The organism is Microthrixaceae bacterium (assembly GCA_023957975.1).
In the GTDB taxonomy this organism is placed as follows: domain Bacteria; phylum Actinomycetota; class Acidimicrobiia; order Acidimicrobiales; family Microtrichaceae; genus JAMLGM01.
This window is the reverse complement of sequence record JAMLGM010000001.1, coordinates 64828-81801: the sequence shown is the minus strand read 5'-3', so window position 1 is coordinate 81801 and position 16974 is coordinate 64828. Positions and strand designations below refer to the sequence as shown.

The 16974-nt window shown below is 65.6% G+C and carries 17 protein-coding genes; 12 read left to right on the top strand and 5 right to left on the bottom strand.

The window, feature by feature from the left end:
• Positions 1-19 precede the first annotated feature (19 nt).
• Complete coding sequence (locus M9952_00400; GenBank protein ID MCO5311392.1) at positions 20-1204, bottom strand: amidohydrolase; 1185 nt, start codon at positions 1202-1204, stop codon at positions 20-22.
• A gap of 139 nt (positions 1205-1343) precedes the next feature.
• Here M9952_00400 and M9952_00395 point away from each other — a divergent pair, with 139 nt between their 5' ends.
• The 4 genes from M9952_00395 (at position 1344) to M9952_00380 (ending at position 5427) form a co-directional block, all read left to right on the top strand.
• On the top strand, positions 1344-2558 hold the full coding sequence (locus M9952_00395) for a CoA transferase (GenBank protein ID MCO5311391.1): 1215 nt from the start codon (positions 1344-1346) through the stop codon (positions 2556-2558).
• Positions 2555-3583 (top strand): cytochrome P450, encoded by a 1029-nt coding sequence (locus M9952_00390; protein ID MCO5311390.1) that lies wholly within the window; start codon positions 2555-2557, stop codon positions 3581-3583. Before M9952_00395 ends, M9952_00390 begins: the two co-directional genes overlap by 4 nt.
• A 143-nt stretch (positions 3584-3726) precedes the next feature.
• Positions 3727-4365 carry a DUF4433 domain-containing protein gene (locus M9952_00385; protein ID MCO5311389.1) on the top strand — a complete coding sequence of 213 codons (639 nt, stop codon included), beginning with the start codon at positions 3727-3729 and terminating at the stop codon, positions 4363-4365.
• A gap of 9 nt (positions 4366-4374) precedes the next feature.
• Positions 4375-5427 (top strand): macro domain-containing protein, encoded by a 1053-nt coding sequence (locus M9952_00380; GenBank protein ID MCO5311388.1) that lies wholly within the window; start codon positions 4375-4377, stop codon positions 5425-5427.
• A 53-nt stretch (positions 5428-5480) separates the two neighbouring features.
• Here M9952_00380 and M9952_00375 read toward each other — a convergent pair whose 3' ends face one another.
• A complete protein-coding gene (locus tag M9952_00375) occupies positions 5481-6263 on the bottom strand; it encodes an enoyl-CoA hydratase-related protein (GenBank protein ID MCO5311387.1) in 783 nt (260 codons plus the stop codon).
• A gap of 36 nt (positions 6264-6299) precedes the next feature.
• On the bottom strand, positions 6300-7937 hold the full coding sequence (locus tag M9952_00370) for an OB-fold domain-containing protein (GenBank protein MCO5311386.1): 1638 nt from the start codon (positions 7935-7937) through the stop codon (positions 6300-6302).
• 125 nt (positions 7938-8062) lie between these two features.
• On the opposite strand from M9952_00370, the gene M9952_00365 reads away from it, so the two are divergent.
• The 5 genes from M9952_00365 (at position 8063) to M9952_00345 (ending at position 13690) form a co-directional block, all read left to right on the top strand.
• Positions 8063-9244, top strand: a complete 1182-nt coding sequence (locus M9952_00365; protein MCO5311385.1) for an acyl-CoA dehydrogenase family protein — start codon at positions 8063-8065, stop codon at positions 9242-9244.
• Complete coding sequence (locus tag M9952_00360) at positions 9241-10248, top strand: hypothetical protein (protein ID MCO5311384.1); 1008 nt, start codon at positions 9241-9243, stop codon at positions 10246-10248. Before M9952_00365 ends, M9952_00360 begins: the two co-directional genes overlap by 4 nt.
• A gap of 49 nt (positions 10249-10297) precedes the next feature.
• Positions 10298-11308 carry an LLM class F420-dependent oxidoreductase gene (locus M9952_00355; protein ID MCO5311383.1) on the top strand — a complete coding sequence of 337 codons (1011 nt, stop codon included), beginning with the start codon at positions 10298-10300 and terminating at the stop codon, positions 11306-11308.
• Positions 11305-12957 carry an AMP-binding protein gene (locus M9952_00350; GenBank protein MCO5311382.1) on the top strand — a complete coding sequence of 551 codons (1653 nt, stop codon included), beginning with the start codon at positions 11305-11307 and terminating at the stop codon, positions 12955-12957. Before M9952_00355 ends, M9952_00350 begins: the two co-directional genes overlap by 4 nt.
• A gap of 85 nt (positions 12958-13042) precedes the next feature.
• Positions 13043-13690 (top strand): TetR/AcrR family transcriptional regulator, encoded by a 648-nt coding sequence (locus tag M9952_00345; GenBank protein MCO5311381.1) that lies wholly within the window; start codon positions 13043-13045, stop codon positions 13688-13690.
• A 47-nt stretch (positions 13691-13737) separates the two neighbouring features.
• On the opposite strand, the gene M9952_00340 is transcribed toward M9952_00345, so the two are convergent.
• Together M9952_00340 and M9952_00335 are read right to left on the bottom strand one after the other, a co-directional pair.
• Complete coding sequence (locus M9952_00340) at positions 13738-14154, bottom strand: PIN domain-containing protein (GenBank protein ID MCO5311380.1); 417 nt, start codon at positions 14152-14154, stop codon at positions 13738-13740.
• Positions 14155-14161: 7 nt separating this feature from the next.
• On the bottom strand, positions 14162-14452 hold the full coding sequence (locus M9952_00335; protein MCO5311379.1) for a type II toxin-antitoxin system prevent-host-death family antitoxin: 291 nt from the start codon (positions 14450-14452) through the stop codon (positions 14162-14164).
• Positions 14453-14698: 246 nt separating this feature from the next.
• Between M9952_00335 and M9952_00330 the strand changes: the two genes are divergently transcribed.
• Genes M9952_00330 through M9952_00320 form a run of 3 tightly spaced genes read left to right on the top strand, consistent with a single transcriptional unit; the run spans position 14699 to position 16886 of the window.
• Positions 14699-15010: a transposase gene (locus M9952_00330; protein ID MCO5311378.1), complete on the top strand. Its 312-nt coding sequence runs from the start codon at positions 14699-14701 to the stop codon at positions 15008-15010.
• Positions 15007-15741, top strand: a complete 735-nt coding sequence (locus M9952_00325) for an IS3 family transposase (protein MCO5311377.1) — start codon at positions 15007-15009, stop codon at positions 15739-15741. The genes M9952_00330 and M9952_00325 overlap by 4 nt, the downstream gene beginning before the upstream one ends.
• A 53-nt stretch (positions 15742-15794) precedes the next feature.
• Positions 15795-16886 carry a tyrosine-type recombinase/integrase gene (locus tag M9952_00320; GenBank protein MCO5311376.1) on the top strand — a complete coding sequence of 364 codons (1092 nt, stop codon included), beginning with the start codon at positions 15795-15797 and terminating at the stop codon, positions 16884-16886.
• The last annotated feature ends 88 nt before the right edge of the window (positions 16887-16974 follow it).

Genomic DNA, 16974 nt, shown 5'->3' with positions numbered 1-16974 from the left:
GGTGTCCTGTTCGATCGGGTCAGGCGGGCAATTCGGCGGGTACGCCCATGAGGCGTGAGAGGTTTCCACCCATGATCTTGGCTTGCAGCGCCTCGGGGAGGTGTGAGAGTTCCTCGACGTAGCTGCGCGGGCTTTCAAGTCCTTCGGGATGCGGGAAGTCGGAGCCGAACAGGACCCGATCCTCGCCGAGGAGTTCGGCCATCTCGCCGAGGTCTTCCTCCCAGAAGGGGCTGACGTGGATGTTTCGCTTCACGACCTCGACGGGGTTCTCCGCGAACGCCTGGGGCTGCTTCTTCCACAGTTCGGCCATCTTGGCCAACAGCGGTGCGACCCACGAGGCGCCGTTTTCGATGATGGCGATCTTCAGTTCGGGGAAGCGGCTGAGCGCCCCGTGACACACGAGGGAGGCGACGGTGTCCTCGATCGGTCGCCACATGGCGAAGGTGCGGAACGGGTTGGGTTGGAACGGAAGGAACTCGCCGCCCTGGCCGGTCCAGTCGTTGGTGTAGCGGTCATAGCCGCTGTCGGAGGAGTGCAGGCCGACGAGGAGGTCGTGTTCGACGACCTTGGCCCAGAACGGGTCGAACTCCGGTAGCGCCATGGAGCGCGACAGCCCGCCGTAGGTGGGTACCGGGGCGGGGCGGATCAGGATCGCTTTGGCGCCGTGTTCGACGACCCACTCGAGCTCCTCGATCGCTTTGTCGACGATCGGCAGCGTGATGACCGGTGTGGTGTAGATGCGGTCCTGGTAATTGAACTGCCAGGTCTCATACAGCCACTGATTGAACGCGTGGATCACGGCGTGGGTGATCTCCGGGTAGTCGCGCATGCGTTCCTCGAGGAGGCTCGCGAGCGTCGGGAACATGAGTGTGCGTTCGAGGTTCTGTTCGTCCATCAACGCGAGGCGAGCCTCGGGCGAGCGGAACGCTTCGGGCGCCGGGATCGGCTTGCCGTAGATCTCGCGCATCGACAGCCCCTCGGGGTTGCCCTTGCGGTAGTAGTCCTCCTGGGCGCCGGGTCGGGCGACGACGTCGAAGGTCGGGTTCGGGATGTACTCGCTGATCGTGCCGTTGACCGCGATCTTGGTGCGGCCGTCGACCTCGACGTAGCGAATGACGTTGCGGTACTCCTTCGGGAGGTACTTCGTGAACGCCTCCCTGGTCTCGTACAGGTGATTGTCGGCGTCGAAGATCGGTAGGTACATCGAAGGCCCCCTCATCGTGTCCCGGTCTGATCGGACGATAACTGGTTCTGACGTCGGAATCAAAAATGTGGTAGAGCTGTGTCGTGCGATGAACGCCGAAGGCCACCACCGACGGGGGCTGTGACAGGGGGAGACCGCCATGACCGCGATTCTGCAAGGGGTTCGGATTCTCGAAGTCGCCGAGCACACCTTCGTTCCGGCCGCCTCGGCGGTGCTGAGCGACCTCGGCGCCGACGTCATCAAGATCGAACACGTCGAACGCGGCGACGCCATGCGCGGCCTTGGCTCGACCGGGTTGGCTGGACTCGGCGGAGAGGTGCACCCGCTGCTGGAGCACTCGAACCGGGGCAAACGCAGCATCGGGCTCGATCTGGCGAGCGACGCGGGTCGCGACGTGTTGTATCGCCTCGCGGCGACCTGCGACGTGTTCCTCACCAACAAGATGCCAGGGGTCCGGTCGCGACTGAAGATCGGCGTGGAGGAGATCCGGGCAGCGAACCCCGACATCATCTACGCCCGAGGTACGGGGCAGGGCGAATACGGGCCCGACGCCGACAAGGGTTCCTACGATTCGCTCGCGTTCTGGGCCCGCAGCGGTGCTGCGGTCGGGGCGATGCGGCCCGAGTACGACATCGTTCCGCCAGCTCCGGCACCGGGCTTTGGCGACTCGGTCGGAGGCATGACGATCGCGGGCGGGATCATGGGAGCGTTGTTCCATCGGGAACGAACCGGCGAGGCGACCGAGGTGGACGTGTCGTTGCTCGGGGCCGGCCTCTGGGCGATGGGCCAGGCCCTTGCGCTGTCCGACCGCCTCGGGATGCCGTGGAAACCCGGGCCGGCGGACCAGTCGATGAATCCGCTCGTCGCGAACTATGAGACGAGCGATGGACGGTGGATCGCGCTGACGTGTCTGCAGGCCGGGGTGTATTGGGGGTCGATGTGCGAGGTCATCGAACGCCTCGACCTTGCGGTCGACGAGCGCTTCGCGCGACACGCCGACCTGGTCGCCAACTGCACGCCGGCGATGCACGAACTCTCGGCGGCCTTCGCGGCGCGTCCGCTTGCCGAGTGGATCGAACGGCTGGCCAACTTCACCGGTCAGTGGGCGGTGGTGCAAGACAGCGTCGAGGTGATCTCCGACCCTCAGACCGTGGCGAACGGGTACCTCCAGGAGTGTTACAGCGCTGAGGGCACGGCCTTTCGGCTCGTCGCGGCACCGGTGCAATACAACGGGTCACCCGCGGTGCCGACACGCGCACCGCAGTTCAACGAACACTGTGAGGAAATCCTCGGAGAGATCGGGCTCGACATGGACGCGATCATCCAGTTGAAGATCGATGGGGTGGTGGCATGACGACGGATCGCGTCGACGGCCTTAACGACGACTTCTACTACGACCCGTTCGACCGCGAGATCGACAAGAACCCGTATCCGATCTGGAAGCGCCTGCGCGACGAGGCGCCGTGGTGGTACAACGAGCGCAAGGACTTCTACACGCTGAGCCGCTTCGCGGACGTGGAAGAGGTCATGCGTGACTGGGACACGTATCGCAGCGGTCACGGGTCGACCCTCGACATCATCAAGGCCAACATCGAGTTGCCGCCGGGCATCATCTTGATGGAGGACCCACCCGAACACGACGTGCACCGCGGCCTGTTGTCGCGGGTGTTCACTCCCCGCAAGATGAACGCCCTGGAGCCGAAGATCCGCGAGTTCTGCGCGCGGACCCTCGACCCGCTGCGCGACGCGGGAAGCTTCGACTTCGTCGCGGATCTCGGTGCCGAGATGCCGATGCGCACGATCGGGATGCTGCTCGGTATTCCCGAGGCGGATCAGGTGGAGATCCGCGACTCACTCGACGAGGCGATGACCTACATCATGTTGCTGGCGGGGGCAGGCAATGAGACGGCGACCCGGCTCATCGGCTGGACCGGCAAGCTGCTCGCTGAGCACCCCGATCAACGTCGCGAGATCGCCAATGATCGTTCCCTCATCCCGAACGCGATCGAGGAGGTCCTGCGGTTTGAGGCCCCGTCACCGGTGCAGGCGCGGGTCAACTATCGCGAGGTCACCTGGCACGGGGTCACGATTCCGGAACGCAGCGCCGTGGTGATCCTGAACGGTTCGGCGAATCGCGACGAGCGTGAGTTCGTCGACGGTGAGACCTTCAACATCCATTGCGACATCTCGCGGCACCTCAGCTTCGGGTACGGCATTCATTTCTGTCTGGGTGCCGCGCTCGCCAGGCTTGAGGGCCGCGTCGCGCTCGACGAGGTGTTGAACCGTTGGCCGGAGTGGGACGTCGACTGGGACAACGCGAAGCAGGCCCACACTCCGCACGTGCGCGGGTGGGAGCGCCTACCGGTCGTGACCGGGTGAGCTCTGGACACCCCTTTCTGCAACTCGCCAGCTGGTGTAGGGCCGAGAGGTGAGGGACGAACCGGCTTCGGTTCTGTTGAACGGGTCTGAGCAGATCAAATGGCGATCTCTAGAGTGGGGCGGACGAGATCTAGGAATGCGACGTGACCACTCCGCAGAATGGGCTGCTCTTTCACTTCACGCACATCGAGAACCTGCCCTCGATTATTGCGAACGGCCGGCGGGCGGACTCAGCTGTCCAGACGGCTGATGCGCTCAAGGTGGAGGTTGGGGAAGACCGCATCAAGAAGGCCAGGCGATCGCGGCCCGTTCCCATCCCGCCGGGTGGCGTGGTCGCGGACTACGTCCCTTTCTACTTCGCCGCCAGGTCGCCGATGCTCTACACAATTCATTGCGGGAACGTCGCTTCGTACCAGGGTGGGCAGGACCCGATTGTCTACTTGGTCTCGGAGATCTCGACGGTGGTCGACGGCGGCTGTACTGCCGTGTTCACTGATCGGAATGCCTATTACCCGTACGCAACGTTCGACGCTGACGCTCGTCGTGCATACGACGAGGTTGACTGGCCGCTGATGAGGGCGTCCATGTGGAACAACACCGGCAATGAGCCCGACCGGATGGAGCGACGCATGGCTGAGATGCTGGTTCATGACGCGGTGCCGTTCTCGTTGGTCGTGGAGATCGCGGCGCGGTCGGAGGCGATGCTCGCGCAAGTGAACGACCTGCTCGCTAGTGTCGAGCACCGGCCAGCTCTCGCTGTCAGGACCAACTGGTATTTCTAGGGGATGACCATGATCAGAGAGGCTCACGGCGACTTACTCAGCGCAGACGTGGATGCGATCGTCAACACGGTCAACACCGTCGGCGTGATGGGCAAAGGTATCGCGCTCCAGTTCAAGAAGCGGTTTCCTGACAACTTCAAGGCCTACAGCGCCGCGTGCAAGCTCGGCGACGTGAAGCTGGGTGAGATGTTCGTCTTCGACGCTGGACAGTTAGTGACACCTCGTTGGGTGATCAACTTCCCAACGAAGCAGCACTGGAAGTCCCGATCGCGCCTCAAGGACATCGACGCTGGCCTCGACGATCTCGTGCACGTGATCGGTGAGTTGGGTATTCAGAGCATCGCCCTGCCACCGCTTGGTTGCGGATTGGGTGGGTTGGATTGGTTAGAGGTTCGGCCGCTCATCGAACGCAAGCTGGCCAGCGTCGATGCGGACATCGTCGTCTATCCACCGGAGGGGGCGCCGCCCGCTGCGGCGATCGTCCCATCGGGCAATCGCCCGACGATGTCGGCGGGCAAGGCTGCTTTGGTTCACATCATCGACCGATACTCACCGGTCGCCATGGGCGCGGGGCTGATCGAGATCCAGAAACTGATGTACTTCCTGCAAGTCGCCGGGCAGCCCCTCAACCTCCACTATGTGAAGGGCATTTACGGACCGTACGCGGACAACCTCCGCCACGTACTCAACCGGGTCGAAGGCCATTTTCTCACAGGATTCGGTGATGGCTCAGCCTCGGTGACCGAAGCCGAGCCGATCGCTCTCCTTGATGGAGCCGGAGCCGAAGCCGAAGTCGTGGTGGCCGCCGACGACCAACTTCGGCGCCGGATCGATCGAGTGCTGGCATTGGCTGACGGGTTTGAGTCGTCGTACGGCATGGAACTACTTGCAACCGCCCACTGGGCTGCGTCGAGTGAGGGTTGCGACGATCGAGCGTGCGTCATCGCAACCGTGCATGGATGGAGTAAGCGAAAAGAGCAACTCTTCACCGAACGACATGTCGTAGCGGCACTCGACCAACTCGTCGCGCACGGATGGCTCGGCGAGGATTTCGCCGCGTAGGTGCAACGTCGTATGTCGAGCAGCTCACGCACCGTTTGACGGCAAGCGAATCGCTACCGGCCTTCGAACGTCGGCGGTCGTTTCTCGCGATGGGCCTTGAGTGCCTCACGGGTGTCGTGGGTCGTGAGTGCGAGGCTCTGCGCGAGTGCCTCCGTCTCGAGCGCCTGTGCCAGCGATGAGGTCAGTGCGCTGTCGATCAGACGCTTGCTCATCTGCAGGGCCATGGGCGCTCCAGCCGTGATGCGTCGGGCGATCGTGTCGACATGGCCGTCGAGTTCGTCGGTCGCGACCATGGCGTTGACCAGACCCATCGCCAGTGCGTCCGAGGCGTTCACCATCTCGGCGGTGAGCGCCATCTCCTTGGCGTTCGCCACGCCGACCCGTCGCGACAACAACCACGAGGTTCCGAAGTCGAGGGTCAAGCCGACCTTCGCGAAGATGGCGCTGAACCGGGCGCGATCGGAGCAGTACGTGAGGTCGGTGACGATGGCGAGTCCGAGCCCAGCCCCCACCGCGACCCCGTCGACCTTCGCCATGGTCGGAATCGGGCAGTCGTGGATCGCCTGCACGGTCTGGGCGATGAGACGAAGCGAGTCGAGGTCGTTGCCCTTGAACCCACGCGACCCGGCCTTTCCCGACACGTCGGCACCCGAGCAGAAGTTCCCCCCGGCCCCGGTGAACACGATCGCTCGCGCCCCGGCGCCCGGCGCGTCTCGGACGAGGTCGCGCAGCTCGGTCCACATCGGGAAGGTGCAGGCATTCTTGGTTTCGGGACGGTCGATCGTGATCGTCATGAGGTGCTCGTCGAGGTCGACGCGGATGTTGTCGTGGGCCATGGCTCCTGCAATCTGGTCGTGTGATTTCGGGTTGGTTCAGTCCGTGCGCAACAACAGCACACCGGACGGGGTGCCGCCGCCGGAGGTCACCATTGCGGTGCGGGCATCGGCCACCTGACGTTCGCCGGCGTCGCCACGCAGCTGGGTGATCGCTTCGTAGATAAAGCCGAACCCGTGTGTGCGTCCCTCCGACAGCTGCCCGCCGTGGGGGTTGACGGGCAATTCGCCGTCGATGGCGATGCGACGACCGCCGTCGAGCCAGTCCTGGGCCTCGCCGATGCCGCAGAACCCGAGCCCTTCGAGCCACGAGATGGCGTTGAACGTGAAGCCGTCGTACAGCAGCGCAACGTCGACATCTGCCGGTGTGAGATCGGTGCGGGTCCACAGGTGGGCGGCCTGGCCGAGCACCTGTGGTTCGTGGGTGATCGTCCCCTGGTCCCACGACACCCGTTCGAGGATCTGGGTGCCCACCGCCTCGATGCGCACCGCCGGTTTGGGCAGGTCGCCGGCGACCGAGGCATCGGACACGATCACCGCGATCGACGCGTCGCAGGGGACGTCGCAGTCATACAGGCCGAAAGGTGTGGAGATGAGCCGCGCCTCCATGTAGTCGTCCATCGTCAGCGGGTCGCGGTAGATGGCGGCGGGATTGCGCGCCGCGTTCGCCCGACCGTTGAGCGCAACCCAACCGAGCATCTCGCGGCTCGCCCCGTAACGGTGCAGGTACTGGCTGGCGTTGAGCGCGATCCAGTTCGACGCCGACATCGCCCCGAAGGGCATGCGCCATTCGGCCATCGCCCCCGACACCGTCAGCCCGCCGCCGCGGCTGAGCCCGAGCGCCGAGTGCGTCGTCTCCCAGACCGTGCGAAAACACAGGACGTGACGACACAACCCGTTGGCGACGGCCTGCACGGCGGCGATGATGCTGCCGCCGGGGCCGGGTAGTTCCATGCCACCGTTGTGCCAGGTGGGGTTGAGGCGCAAGGCCTCGGTCACAGCTTCGACGCCGCCTTCGCTCATCCCCATGCCGAGCGGGCCGGGGTAGGTCGACAGGCCGTCGATGTCGTCGATCTCAAGTCCGGCATCCGCGATCGCTGCGAGGGCGGCGTCGACGGTGAGCGACAGCGGGTCGCGCATGAGCCGTCGGCCGATATCGGACCGGCCGACCCCCGACAGCACTGCGCTGTGTTCGAATCGCTCGGAGCCGAGCGGCGCCCGAGGTGTCGCGATGGCCGGTTCGCCCACGAGGTCGCGGTCGTCGCGCTCCCCGGTCGGGGTGAACAGCGGCAGGTGGAGCGGAGCGGAACCCTTGTGCCCGTATTCCTCGAAGCGGACTTCGACGACGTCGCCGATGCGAACGGTGTCGGGGTCGCAGTCGACGATGTTGGTCGTGAGCCGCACGGTCGGATCCTCGGCGAGGGCGACGTTCGCGATGACATAGGGCGGGTCGAAACCCGGAAGCCACGGATGGTGATTGACCGTGACTCCGACGACGGTGGCGCGCCCCGAGACCTCGACGATGCCCCGGTTGCGGCTCCGGCACTCGGGGCAGATGGGGGTCGGGGGATGAGCGATCCGGGTGCAGTCCTCACAACGCTGCATTCGCAGGACGCCGTCGGCGCCGGAGGTCCAAAACCATTCGTTGACGGGGGTGAGTTCGGGCAGCAGGCGCACCGCACGGGTCCTTTCGATGCAGATCCGTGGCGATCGTATCGGGCGGAGCGCCACTGGTTCGATGTTGACGTCGATGTCAACATCTTCGTAACCTCCACCTCACGCGCGAATCCGAGGAGCCACCGATGGGCGACGCCGTCATCGTTTCCACCGCACGCACGCCGATCGCATCGGCCGACGAGGGTTCGCTCGCCGACATCGCGGACTACAGCGCGGCCTTCGAAGCGTGGTTGAGCACCGAGTGTGCGACCTTGGCGGCCGTGTGCGAGCCGATCGTCGACTACGGGCAACGGGTCGAGGCGATGCGGGCCTTCATGGCCGAACTGTTCGAGGCCGGATGGGCCCGGTACGGCTGGCCGGTCGCACTGGGCGGGTTGGGCGGAACGATTGCGCATCGGGCGGTCATGTGGGAGGTCGCGGCCCGATTCGGGGTGCAGGGCATGGCGTTGTTCGAGCACCTCGAGATCCTCGCCCCGACCCTCGCTGTTCACGGTCCGAGCGAACTCATCGCCGATCTGCTCCCGAGGTTCTTGTCGGGTCGGGAGCTGTGGGCACAGGGGTTCTCAGAACCCAACGCCGGGTCGGACCTCGCCAACCTCCGCACGACAGCGGTGCTCGACGGCGACTCGTATCGGATCACCGGCCAGAAGATCTGGACGAGTTGGGCGCGGTACGCGACGTGGTGTCTGGTGCTGGCCCGAACCGGCGAGCCTGGATCGGCGCACCGCGGACTGAGCGCGTTCATCGTCGATCTCCGTTCACCCGGGGTTGACGTGCGGGCGATCGAGCAGGCGAACGGAACCGACGAACTCGCCGAGGTGTTCTTCGACGAGGTCGTCGTGCCCGCCGATCGCATCGTCGGGACGGTCGGCGGCGGCTGGGCGGTCGCCATGCACATCTTGAGCAACGAGCGCGGCACCTTCGCCTGGTTCCGTCATTGTTTCTTGTACCAACAGCTGCTGGATGCTGCAGGTCGGGCGACGGCGCGTGACGACGTCGCCTTCGGAGATGCGCTACTCGACCTAGCTGCGGTCACCGCCACCGGGTACGCCGGGGTTCGGGCACACGGGCTCGGACACCAACTCGGCGTCAAAGCGGCGTACACCAAGCTGTTGTTGTGCGCCTCGGAGCAATCGGTGAACGACGCGGTGCTGGCGAGCGACGAGGGCATCGCCATCGGCCCCTTCGATGCACAGACCGCGTTGCGCCGCCAGGAGTACCTGTTCTCGCGGATCGTGACGGTGTACGGAGGGTCCCAACAGATGCAGCTCGACACGATCGCCAAACAGATTCTGAGGCTCCCATGACGTCGGCGAACGAACCCGACGACGAGTTCCTCGCCGCTGCGACCCGCGCGTTGCACACCACGCCGGGGCCCGAAGCGCTCGACGAACTCGGGTGGTGGGATCTGCTCGGCGACGGGATCGCTCTGTGGGGCGACCCAGACGCGCGCGAGGCGGTCTTTGCGGTCTTTCGCGCCCAGGGGCGTGAACTCGCCGACACCGCCGCCCTCGGGGCGTTGGTCGCGTCGACCTTTCTCGTCGCGGCCGGTCGAGGGCCGGGCGAGGCCGTCGCAGTGCTCCCGCGAGGCGCGTCGAAAGGCAGCGGGGTCGACACGTGGACCCTCATAGGACCCGTGGGCCGGCGGCCGTTGCTCGTCGATCGTGCGGGATCGGGAGTCTGGCTCGTCGACCTGGCCGAAGTAGCCGTCACTGCGGTCGAGTTGTCGGGGCGTTTCAGCCTCGCCGAGGTCTCGATCCCGCCCGACGCGGGTGAGCTGATTCTCACCGAACCGCGAGCGGCGGCCGTGCGGGATCGTGCGAGGTATCTCGCCAGGCTCGCACTGGCGACGGAACTACACGGGCTGGCGGAACGGATCGTGGACCTCGCGGTCGAATACGCCACCGTCCGCGAGCAGTTCTCGAAGCCGATCGGAACGTTTCAGGCAGTGCGACATCTGCTGTCGTGGGCATCGACCGACGTCACCGCCATCGGCAGCGTGAATCGCCGTGGACTGGATTTCGCCGACTCTCCACCGGCGCGTTTCGACGAGGTGGTCAAGGCGCTGGCGGGGCGCAACGCCCGTCAGGCGTGTCAGCGTTCCCTGCAGGTGTTCGGAGGGATCGGGTTCACCGCCGAGCATCCTCATCACCACTACCAGAGTCGTGTGCTGATGCTCGATGCGCTGCTGGGCTCCTCGGCCGAGCTGACCCATGGGTTGGGACGTTGGCTGCGCGAGGTGAACACCGATCCGGGATTCACTGCCGCAGCGGCGCACCTCGCAGCGGCGACGTCGTCAGGGTCGCGCTAGACCGGTCCGTTCGTCGGTTTCCTGCCGGCGCCAGTGAGGGGAGATCATCGTGGAACTTGGGTTGAGCACCATCGGGTTGAGTTTGGCTCCGAGTGACTTGGCGGAGCTCGGGCGGATCGCGGAGGACTCGGGCTACGACTCGATCTGGACCGCAGAGGCGTGGGGAGCCGACGCCTTCACCCCGCTCGCGTTCCTCGCCGCGACGACGACCCGGCTGAAACTCGGCACCGCTATCGCTCAGGTGTGGGCGCGCACGCCCGGGGCAACAGCGATGACCGCGCTGACCCTGCAGCAGCTGTCCGAGGGTCGCCTGGTGCTGGGGCTCGGGGTGTCGGGGCCACAGGTGGTCGAGGGATGGCACGGCGTGGCGTTTCGGCGCCCGTTGGCGGTGACGCGCGACTACGTGGCGATCGTGCGTCAGGCGCTCGCGGCCGATACCAAAGTGAGCTACGAAGGCTCGGAGCTGAGCGTTCCGTATCGGGGTGCCGAAGCGACCGGTCAAGGCCGCCCGCTTCGTTCGACCCAACCCGGCTGGCCCGACACGCCGATCTACCTAGCGGCGCTCGGGCCCAACAACGTGCGCCTCGCTGGCGAGGTTGCTGACGGATTGTTGCCGTACCTGTGGAGCGCGACCCGTTGGGAGGCGGCGTGGGGCGAGGTGCTTGGCGCGGCCCGCCCGGGCTTCGCCGTCGCACCCACGGTGGTGGCCGCGCTCGGCGACGATCTCGCGGTGTGTCGCGATCAGGTGCGTCCACGCATCGCCCTGCACGTCGGTGCGATGGGTTCGAAGCAGACGAACTTCTACAAGTCTCTCGTGACCCGCTACGGCTACGGCGAGGAAGCGGAGCGCATTCAGGACCTGTGGCTGTCGGGTGACCGTGCCGGGTCGATCGCCGCGGTCACCGATGAGATGGTCGACGACATGACGCTCGTCGGCCCTGCCGGCCACATCGGCGAGCAACTTCAACGTTGGCGAAGCGGGCCGATCACCACGCTGATCGTCGAGCCCACGACTCCCGCGGCGATCGCGCCATTGGCTGAAATTTGGAGGGGACTGTGACCGCCGTCGGAACGTTGCTGTTGGAGCTGAGCGAGAGCGACCGGCCGGCGTTGCTGTACGGCGACCGGTCGTGGTCGTACCGCGAACTCGTGGCCGAGGGGCGTCGCCGGGCCGCCTGGTTCGAGTCGGTTCGCGACCCGCAGCGGCCCCCGCATATCGGCGTGTTGTTGGACAACGTTCCTGACTACCTGTTCTGGTTGACCGGCGCCGCCCTGTCCGGCTCGGTGATCGTCGGAATCAACGCCACCTATCGCGGCGAACAACTCGGACAACTCGTCGAGTACACCGATTGTCAGGCGATCGTCACCTCCTCCAACCTGGTCGGTCTTCTTGACGATGTCGACACCGCCGTCGCACCCGAGATGCGACTCGTCGTCGATGCCGAGGACTACGACCAACGCCTCGACGCTGCGGCGGAGGTGACCGTCGAGTACCAGCCTGCCGACGACGATCTGTTCATGTTGATCTTCACCTCCGGGTCGACGGGGCTACCCAAGGCGGTGCGCTGTACACAGGGACGCTTCGGTCGCACCGGTGCCCATGTGGCGAACATCGCCTCGTTGGGCGACGACGACGTCGCGTACGCGCCGCTGCCGTTTTTCCACGCGGCGTCGATGTTCACGGGCTGGGCGTCGGCGATCAACGCGGCGATTCCCATCGCCACCCGCGACAAGTTCTCAAGGTCTGCCACCGTCGGCGACCTGCGCAAGTTCGGCGCCACCTACATGACCTACACCGGCAAGGTGCTGAACTACATCTTGTCGATGCCGGAAGACCCGACCGATACCGGGTTGGGGTTACGGCTCGCTATCGGCAACGAGGCCTCCGAACACGACATCCGCGAGTTCGCTCGACGTTTCAACTGTCAGGTGCGCGACAGCTACGGCTCGACCGAAGGGGTCATCATCGTGCGACGCGACGAGACGATGCCGCCCGGCGCGCTCGGCACGGCGAACGAGTCGGTGAAGGTGGTCGACCCCGAAACGGGGGTCGAATGCCCTCGTGCGCATGTCGGTGCGGACGGTCAGATCACCAATCTCGACGAGGCGATCGGTGAGCTGGTCGAGACCGCTCCGGCATCGGGGTTCGAGGGGTACTACAAAAACGAGGCCGCAACGGCCGAGCGGTTCCGAGGCGGGTGGTACTGGTCGGGGGACCTGGCCTATCGCGACGCGGAGGGTTGGTTCTTCTTCGCCGGGCGCACCAACGACTGGTTGCGGGTCGACGGGGAGAACTTCTCCGCAGGGCCGGTCGAGAAGATCCTGGCGCGATTCCCAGGCGTGCGTTCCGTAGCGGTGTACGCGGTGCCCGACGATCCGGTCGGTGACCGGGTGATGGCGGCGCTTGAGATGACCGGGCAGGTCGACGATGGGTTGGGCAACGCAGCCTTCGATCCTGCTGCTTTCGATCTAGCGGCCTTCGAGGCGTTCCTGAGCGAGCAGCCCGACCTGGGCCCGAAGTGGGTGCCGTCCTTCGTTCGAGTTGATGTTGAACTGCCGAAGCTGTCGAGTATGAAGATCGACAAGAAGGCGCTGCGGGCCCAGGCGTGGGAGGCGCAGCGGGTGTACTGGCGTCCGTCACGCAACGAGGGGCTTCGGTTGCTCGATGCCGACGGCACCGTCGGCCTTGCGCCGCTGCTGCGTCGCTGAGCGCTTCGACGTCGAAGCGGACCCATCCCCGTAGAATCGACGGCGACCGAGTCGACCGAGCTCACCCATCGAGAGAGTGCTGCCTATGGCGAAGATCGAGACCATCGACCAGGGTGCCGCGGGACCGCGTTCCCGCAAGGGGGCACAGACCCGTGCACGTCTGCTCGAGGCAGCGAAGGCGGTGTTCGAACGCACCGGGTTTCTCGAGGCCCGGGTCTCCGACATCGCCAAGGAAGCGGGGATGTCGCACGGGTCCTTCTACCACTACTTCGATTCCAAGGAGCAGGTGTTTCGCGAGGTGGCCGAGCAGCAAGAGGCGCTGTTGACCGCCCCGCCGTCGGAATCGGAAACGGACGACGGCGGGGCCGAGCTCAGCGAGTTCGACCGGTTGTTGCGGGCGAATCGTCGCTACCTCGAGCGGTACCGCGATAACGGCCGGATCATGGGGGTGATCGAGGAGGTGTCGCGGTACGACCATGAAGTGAGTGAGGCGCGGATGCGTCGCCAGAAGCACTTCGCGGATCGCGCCGAGCGTTCGATTCGTCGGATGCAGCGATCTGGAGCGGTGTCGAAAGCTCTCGACCCGGAGATCGCGGCAGGAGCGCTGGGCTCGATGGTGGCGAGGTTTGCAGAACTGTGGTTGATCGAGCACTGGGGCGACTACGACCTCGACGAGGTTGCCATGCAACTCACGCTGTTGTGGGCCAACGCGATCGGCCTCGATACCCCGTAGTGCGGCATCACCGACGGTCGCTGAATCCAGTCGCGACTAGTGCTCGGTCAAGGGTGTGGCAGCTCGGCCGGGTAGACGATCTCGATCTCTGAGATGGTGGTTGGAAAATCGGACTGATTGTTGGTGATGAAACGGTCGGCGCCTGCGGCGACAGCAGTCGCCAGATGCACCGCGTCCGCAGCGCGTAGCCGATAACTGGATCCCAGTGCGGCAGCCAGACCGGCGACATGTTCGTCAACGGGTAGGAGAATGAGCCGCCCGAGCAACGTGGCCAGTTCCGTCATCTCGGTTGTCGCTCCCTCGCGCATCGGCTTGGAGAGGAGTTCGGGGATGAGGAGCACCGATCCGATGCCAGTGCCGTCCGGGGAGGTCGCGGCTGCTGAGAGGAGACGGCGCACACGTTTGCCGAGCGGATGATTCGGCACGGCTGCGTAGATCAATGCTTCGGCGTCGAATGCGTCCATTGCCGACTCAACGAATCGATCGTGTTGCTGCCAACTCGGCGATGAGTTCGTCGGCGCGATCGGCCGAGATCGAGGGCATGTCCGCGAGGGGGAGTTCGCGTGCACGTCGGAGCAGCGCGCCGACCTGCTCGGCCTCCGCAAGCGCGCGCCCCGCCTTGCGGACACGCAGCGCGTCGGGGTGTACGAGTACAGCGACTGTTCGCCCGTGGCGGGTGATCGTGATTTCCTCACCTGATGTCACCCGGTCGAGGAGATCGGGCAACGTCGTTCGGGCTTCTGTCGCCGATACGGTGCTCATGGGTTGAATGTACATCAACGTACGGCTCCATACAATCAGCAGTCTGAGTCCCCTTTGCGTGGTGGTGTCTCGGGCCCTCGTATCGCTGTGCCTACCTCCCGGGGTGGACTCCGACCCGATGTCTGGGGGCGTGGGTAATTGTGCCGGGTTGGCTTGTTGTTGGTGGGGTGGGGTCGATTCGTGGGTGAGGTTGACCCGGTCTGGCGGACACCTACCTTGGCCTGATGAGGCCAGAACGGAGTGTTCATGTCAGCAGCAGCGAAGTCCGGTCGTAGCCGGCGCAAGTTCACCAAGGAGTTCAAGGCTGAGGCAGTGGCGATGGTCGCGGCGTCGGGGGGCAATGTGGCGAAGGTCGCCCGGGAACTCAACATCTACGACTCGACCCTGGGGAACTGGGTTCGCCAAGCCCGCGAGGAAGCCGACGGCGGTGCCCCGACCGCGGAGGAGCGAGCAGAGATCCGCGAGCTCAAGCGCGAGTTGGAGCGGGTGACCCGGGAACGGGACATCTTGGGAAAAGCAGTGGCCTACTTCTCGGCCTCGGACCCGAGGAACGGGTGAGAGCGTTGTACACGTTCATCGCCGAGGAGCAGGCCACCCCCACCAACCCCACCGACCCGTGGACCATCAGCGAGATGTGCCGGACCCTGGATGTGTCTCGGTCCGGCTACTACGACTGGGTCGACCGGGCCCCGTCGAAGCGTGAGATCACCGACCGGATGCTCGAGGTCGAGATCGAGGCGATCTGGGAGTGCTCCGGGCGCACCTACGGCGTCCCGAGAGTCACTGCCTGGTTGCGCAAGCAGGGCTTCGCGGTGTCAGGCAAGCGGGTGGCCCGGCTGATGCGGCGCAACGGCTGGGAGGGCGAGACGGGCCGGTCCAAGATCCGCACCACGATCGTTGATCGCGGTGCGAAGGCCGCCTCGGACCACGTCAAGCGCGACTTCAACCCGACCGAACCGAACACGACGTGGTGCGGCGATATCACCTACCTGCGCACCGGCGAAGGCTGGCTGTTCCTCGCGACGGTGATCGACCTGTTCTCGCGTCGGGTGATCGGTTGGTCGGTCGCGAGCCACATGCGCACCGAGCTGGTCGCGGACGCCTTGAAGATGGCCGCCGCGACTCGGGGTGGCCACGTCGACGGGGTGATCTTTCACAGCGACCGCGGCTCGCAGTACACCTCCGCCGAGTTCGCTGAGCTGTGCGAGCAGCTCGGGGTGATCCAGTCGATGGGCGCGACCGGCGTGTGCCTGTTAACCGGCCAATGTGATCTAGCTGTAGCAGCCTAAGGGCCGGGTTCTCTGGGGAATGCTTGTCTTTTGGTCCGGTCAGCGTTACAGATGTGTCTGTGTCAGACGACGGGTTGTTCCTCGAACGGGGCGACGATGGTTGGCGGCTGGGCGGCGGCGACGCCGGCCGGTTCCGGTTGGTGAACGAGTACTTGTCGTATCTGGCGGACCGGAACTACTCGCCCCGCACGACGCGTACCTACGGGTTCGGTCTGCTGGCGTTCTGTCGTTGGCTCGACAGCGAAGACCTCGACTTGGCCTCGGTGACGACCGACGTGTTGCTGCAGTTCCTGGCCGCGTGTCGGACCGAGCTGGTCACGGGTCGACTGGGCGGCGCGAACGTGGTCGGACTCGACGGCCGCCGGACCGACGTGTTGTCCCCGGCGACGGTCAACATGCGCCTGGCCGCGATCTCGGGCTTGTACTCGTTCCGGTCGATGCGCGACCCCGACATCTCGAACCCGGTCCCCAAGGGTCGGGAAGCGAAGCGCCTGTCGGCGGGGGAACGGACCGGCATGCTGGCTCATGTGTCGCGTGCGCCGAAGCGACGGTCACCGCTGCGGGTCCGCGACACGAAACGCCTTCCTAAGACGCTGGATCACCGCGAGGTGATCCAACTGTTGGAGAGCTTGCGCACGTGGCGTGACCGGGCCATCGCCGGGCTGATGGTGTTCTGCGGGCTGCGGTCAGCCGAGGTTCTCGCCCTCGATGTCGGCGACGTCGACATCGGTGCCCGCTGGCTACGAGTGTCGGGCAAGGGCGGCAAGGAACGCCGGGTCCCGCTCGACGTCGACGTGGCAGGGGTGATCCAGACGTACCTGCTCGCCGAGCGACCAGACACGGCCAGCTCGCGGTTGTTCATCGTGGCCAAGGGACCGACCCGAGGCCAGCCGCTCTCGCCGGCAGGGTTGCGACGGATCTTCCGTTATCACCGTGACCTGACCGGCATCACGGCTGCGCATCCGCACGCGCTACGGCACACGTTCGGCTCCGCGCTGGCCGAGGCTGGTGTCGATCTGGCCGTGATGCAGGCCCTGCTGGGCCACGCGCACATCGACACCACCGCCCGTTACATCCATTTGGCCCCCACCCACGTGAAAGCCGAGTTCGATGCTGCCCGCGCCCGCCAACGCGCCAACACCTGACCTCGCGCCGATCCCGTCGGCCGATGTCATGTTGTCGGCGTGGCGGGCCAACCAGGCAGCGACCGGTCGAGGGAATCCGGCATCGGAC

Coding starts and splice junctions, on each gene's coding strand:
- M9952_00400 (MCO5311392.1), bottom strand. CDS start 1,204: ATGTACCTACCGATCTTCGACGCCGACAATCACCTGTACGAGACCAGG.
- M9952_00375 (MCO5311387.1), bottom strand. CDS start 6,263: ATGGCCCACGACAACATCCGCGTCGACCTCGACGAGCACCTCATGACG.
- M9952_00330 (MCO5311378.1), top strand. CDS start 14,699: ATGTCAGCAGCAGCGAAGTCCGGTCGTAGCCGGCGCAAGTTCACCAAG.
- M9952_00395 (MCO5311391.1), top strand. CDS start 1,344: ATGACCGCGATTCTGCAAGGGGTTCGGATTCTCGAAGTCGCCGAGCAC.
- M9952_00380 (MCO5311388.1), top strand. CDS start 4,375: ATGATCAGAGAGGCTCACGGCGACTTACTCAGCGCAGACGTGGATGCG.
- M9952_00340 (MCO5311380.1), bottom strand. CDS start 14,154: ATGGACGCATTCGACGCCGAAGCATTGATCTACGCAGCCGTGCCGAAT.
- M9952_00390 (MCO5311390.1), top strand. CDS start 2,555: ATGACGACGGATCGCGTCGACGGCCTTAACGACGACTTCTACTACGAC.
- M9952_00345 (MCO5311381.1), top strand. CDS start 13,043: ATGGCGAAGATCGAGACCATCGACCAGGGTGCCGCGGGACCGCGTTCC.
- M9952_00365 (MCO5311385.1), top strand. CDS start 8,063: ATGGGCGACGCCGTCATCGTTTCCACCGCACGCACGCCGATCGCATCG.
- M9952_00335 (MCO5311379.1), bottom strand. CDS start 14,452: ATGAGCACCGTATCGGCGACAGAAGCCCGAACGACGTTGCCCGATCTC.
- M9952_00360 (MCO5311384.1), top strand. CDS start 9,241: ATGACGTCGGCGAACGAACCCGACGACGAGTTCCTCGCCGCTGCGACC.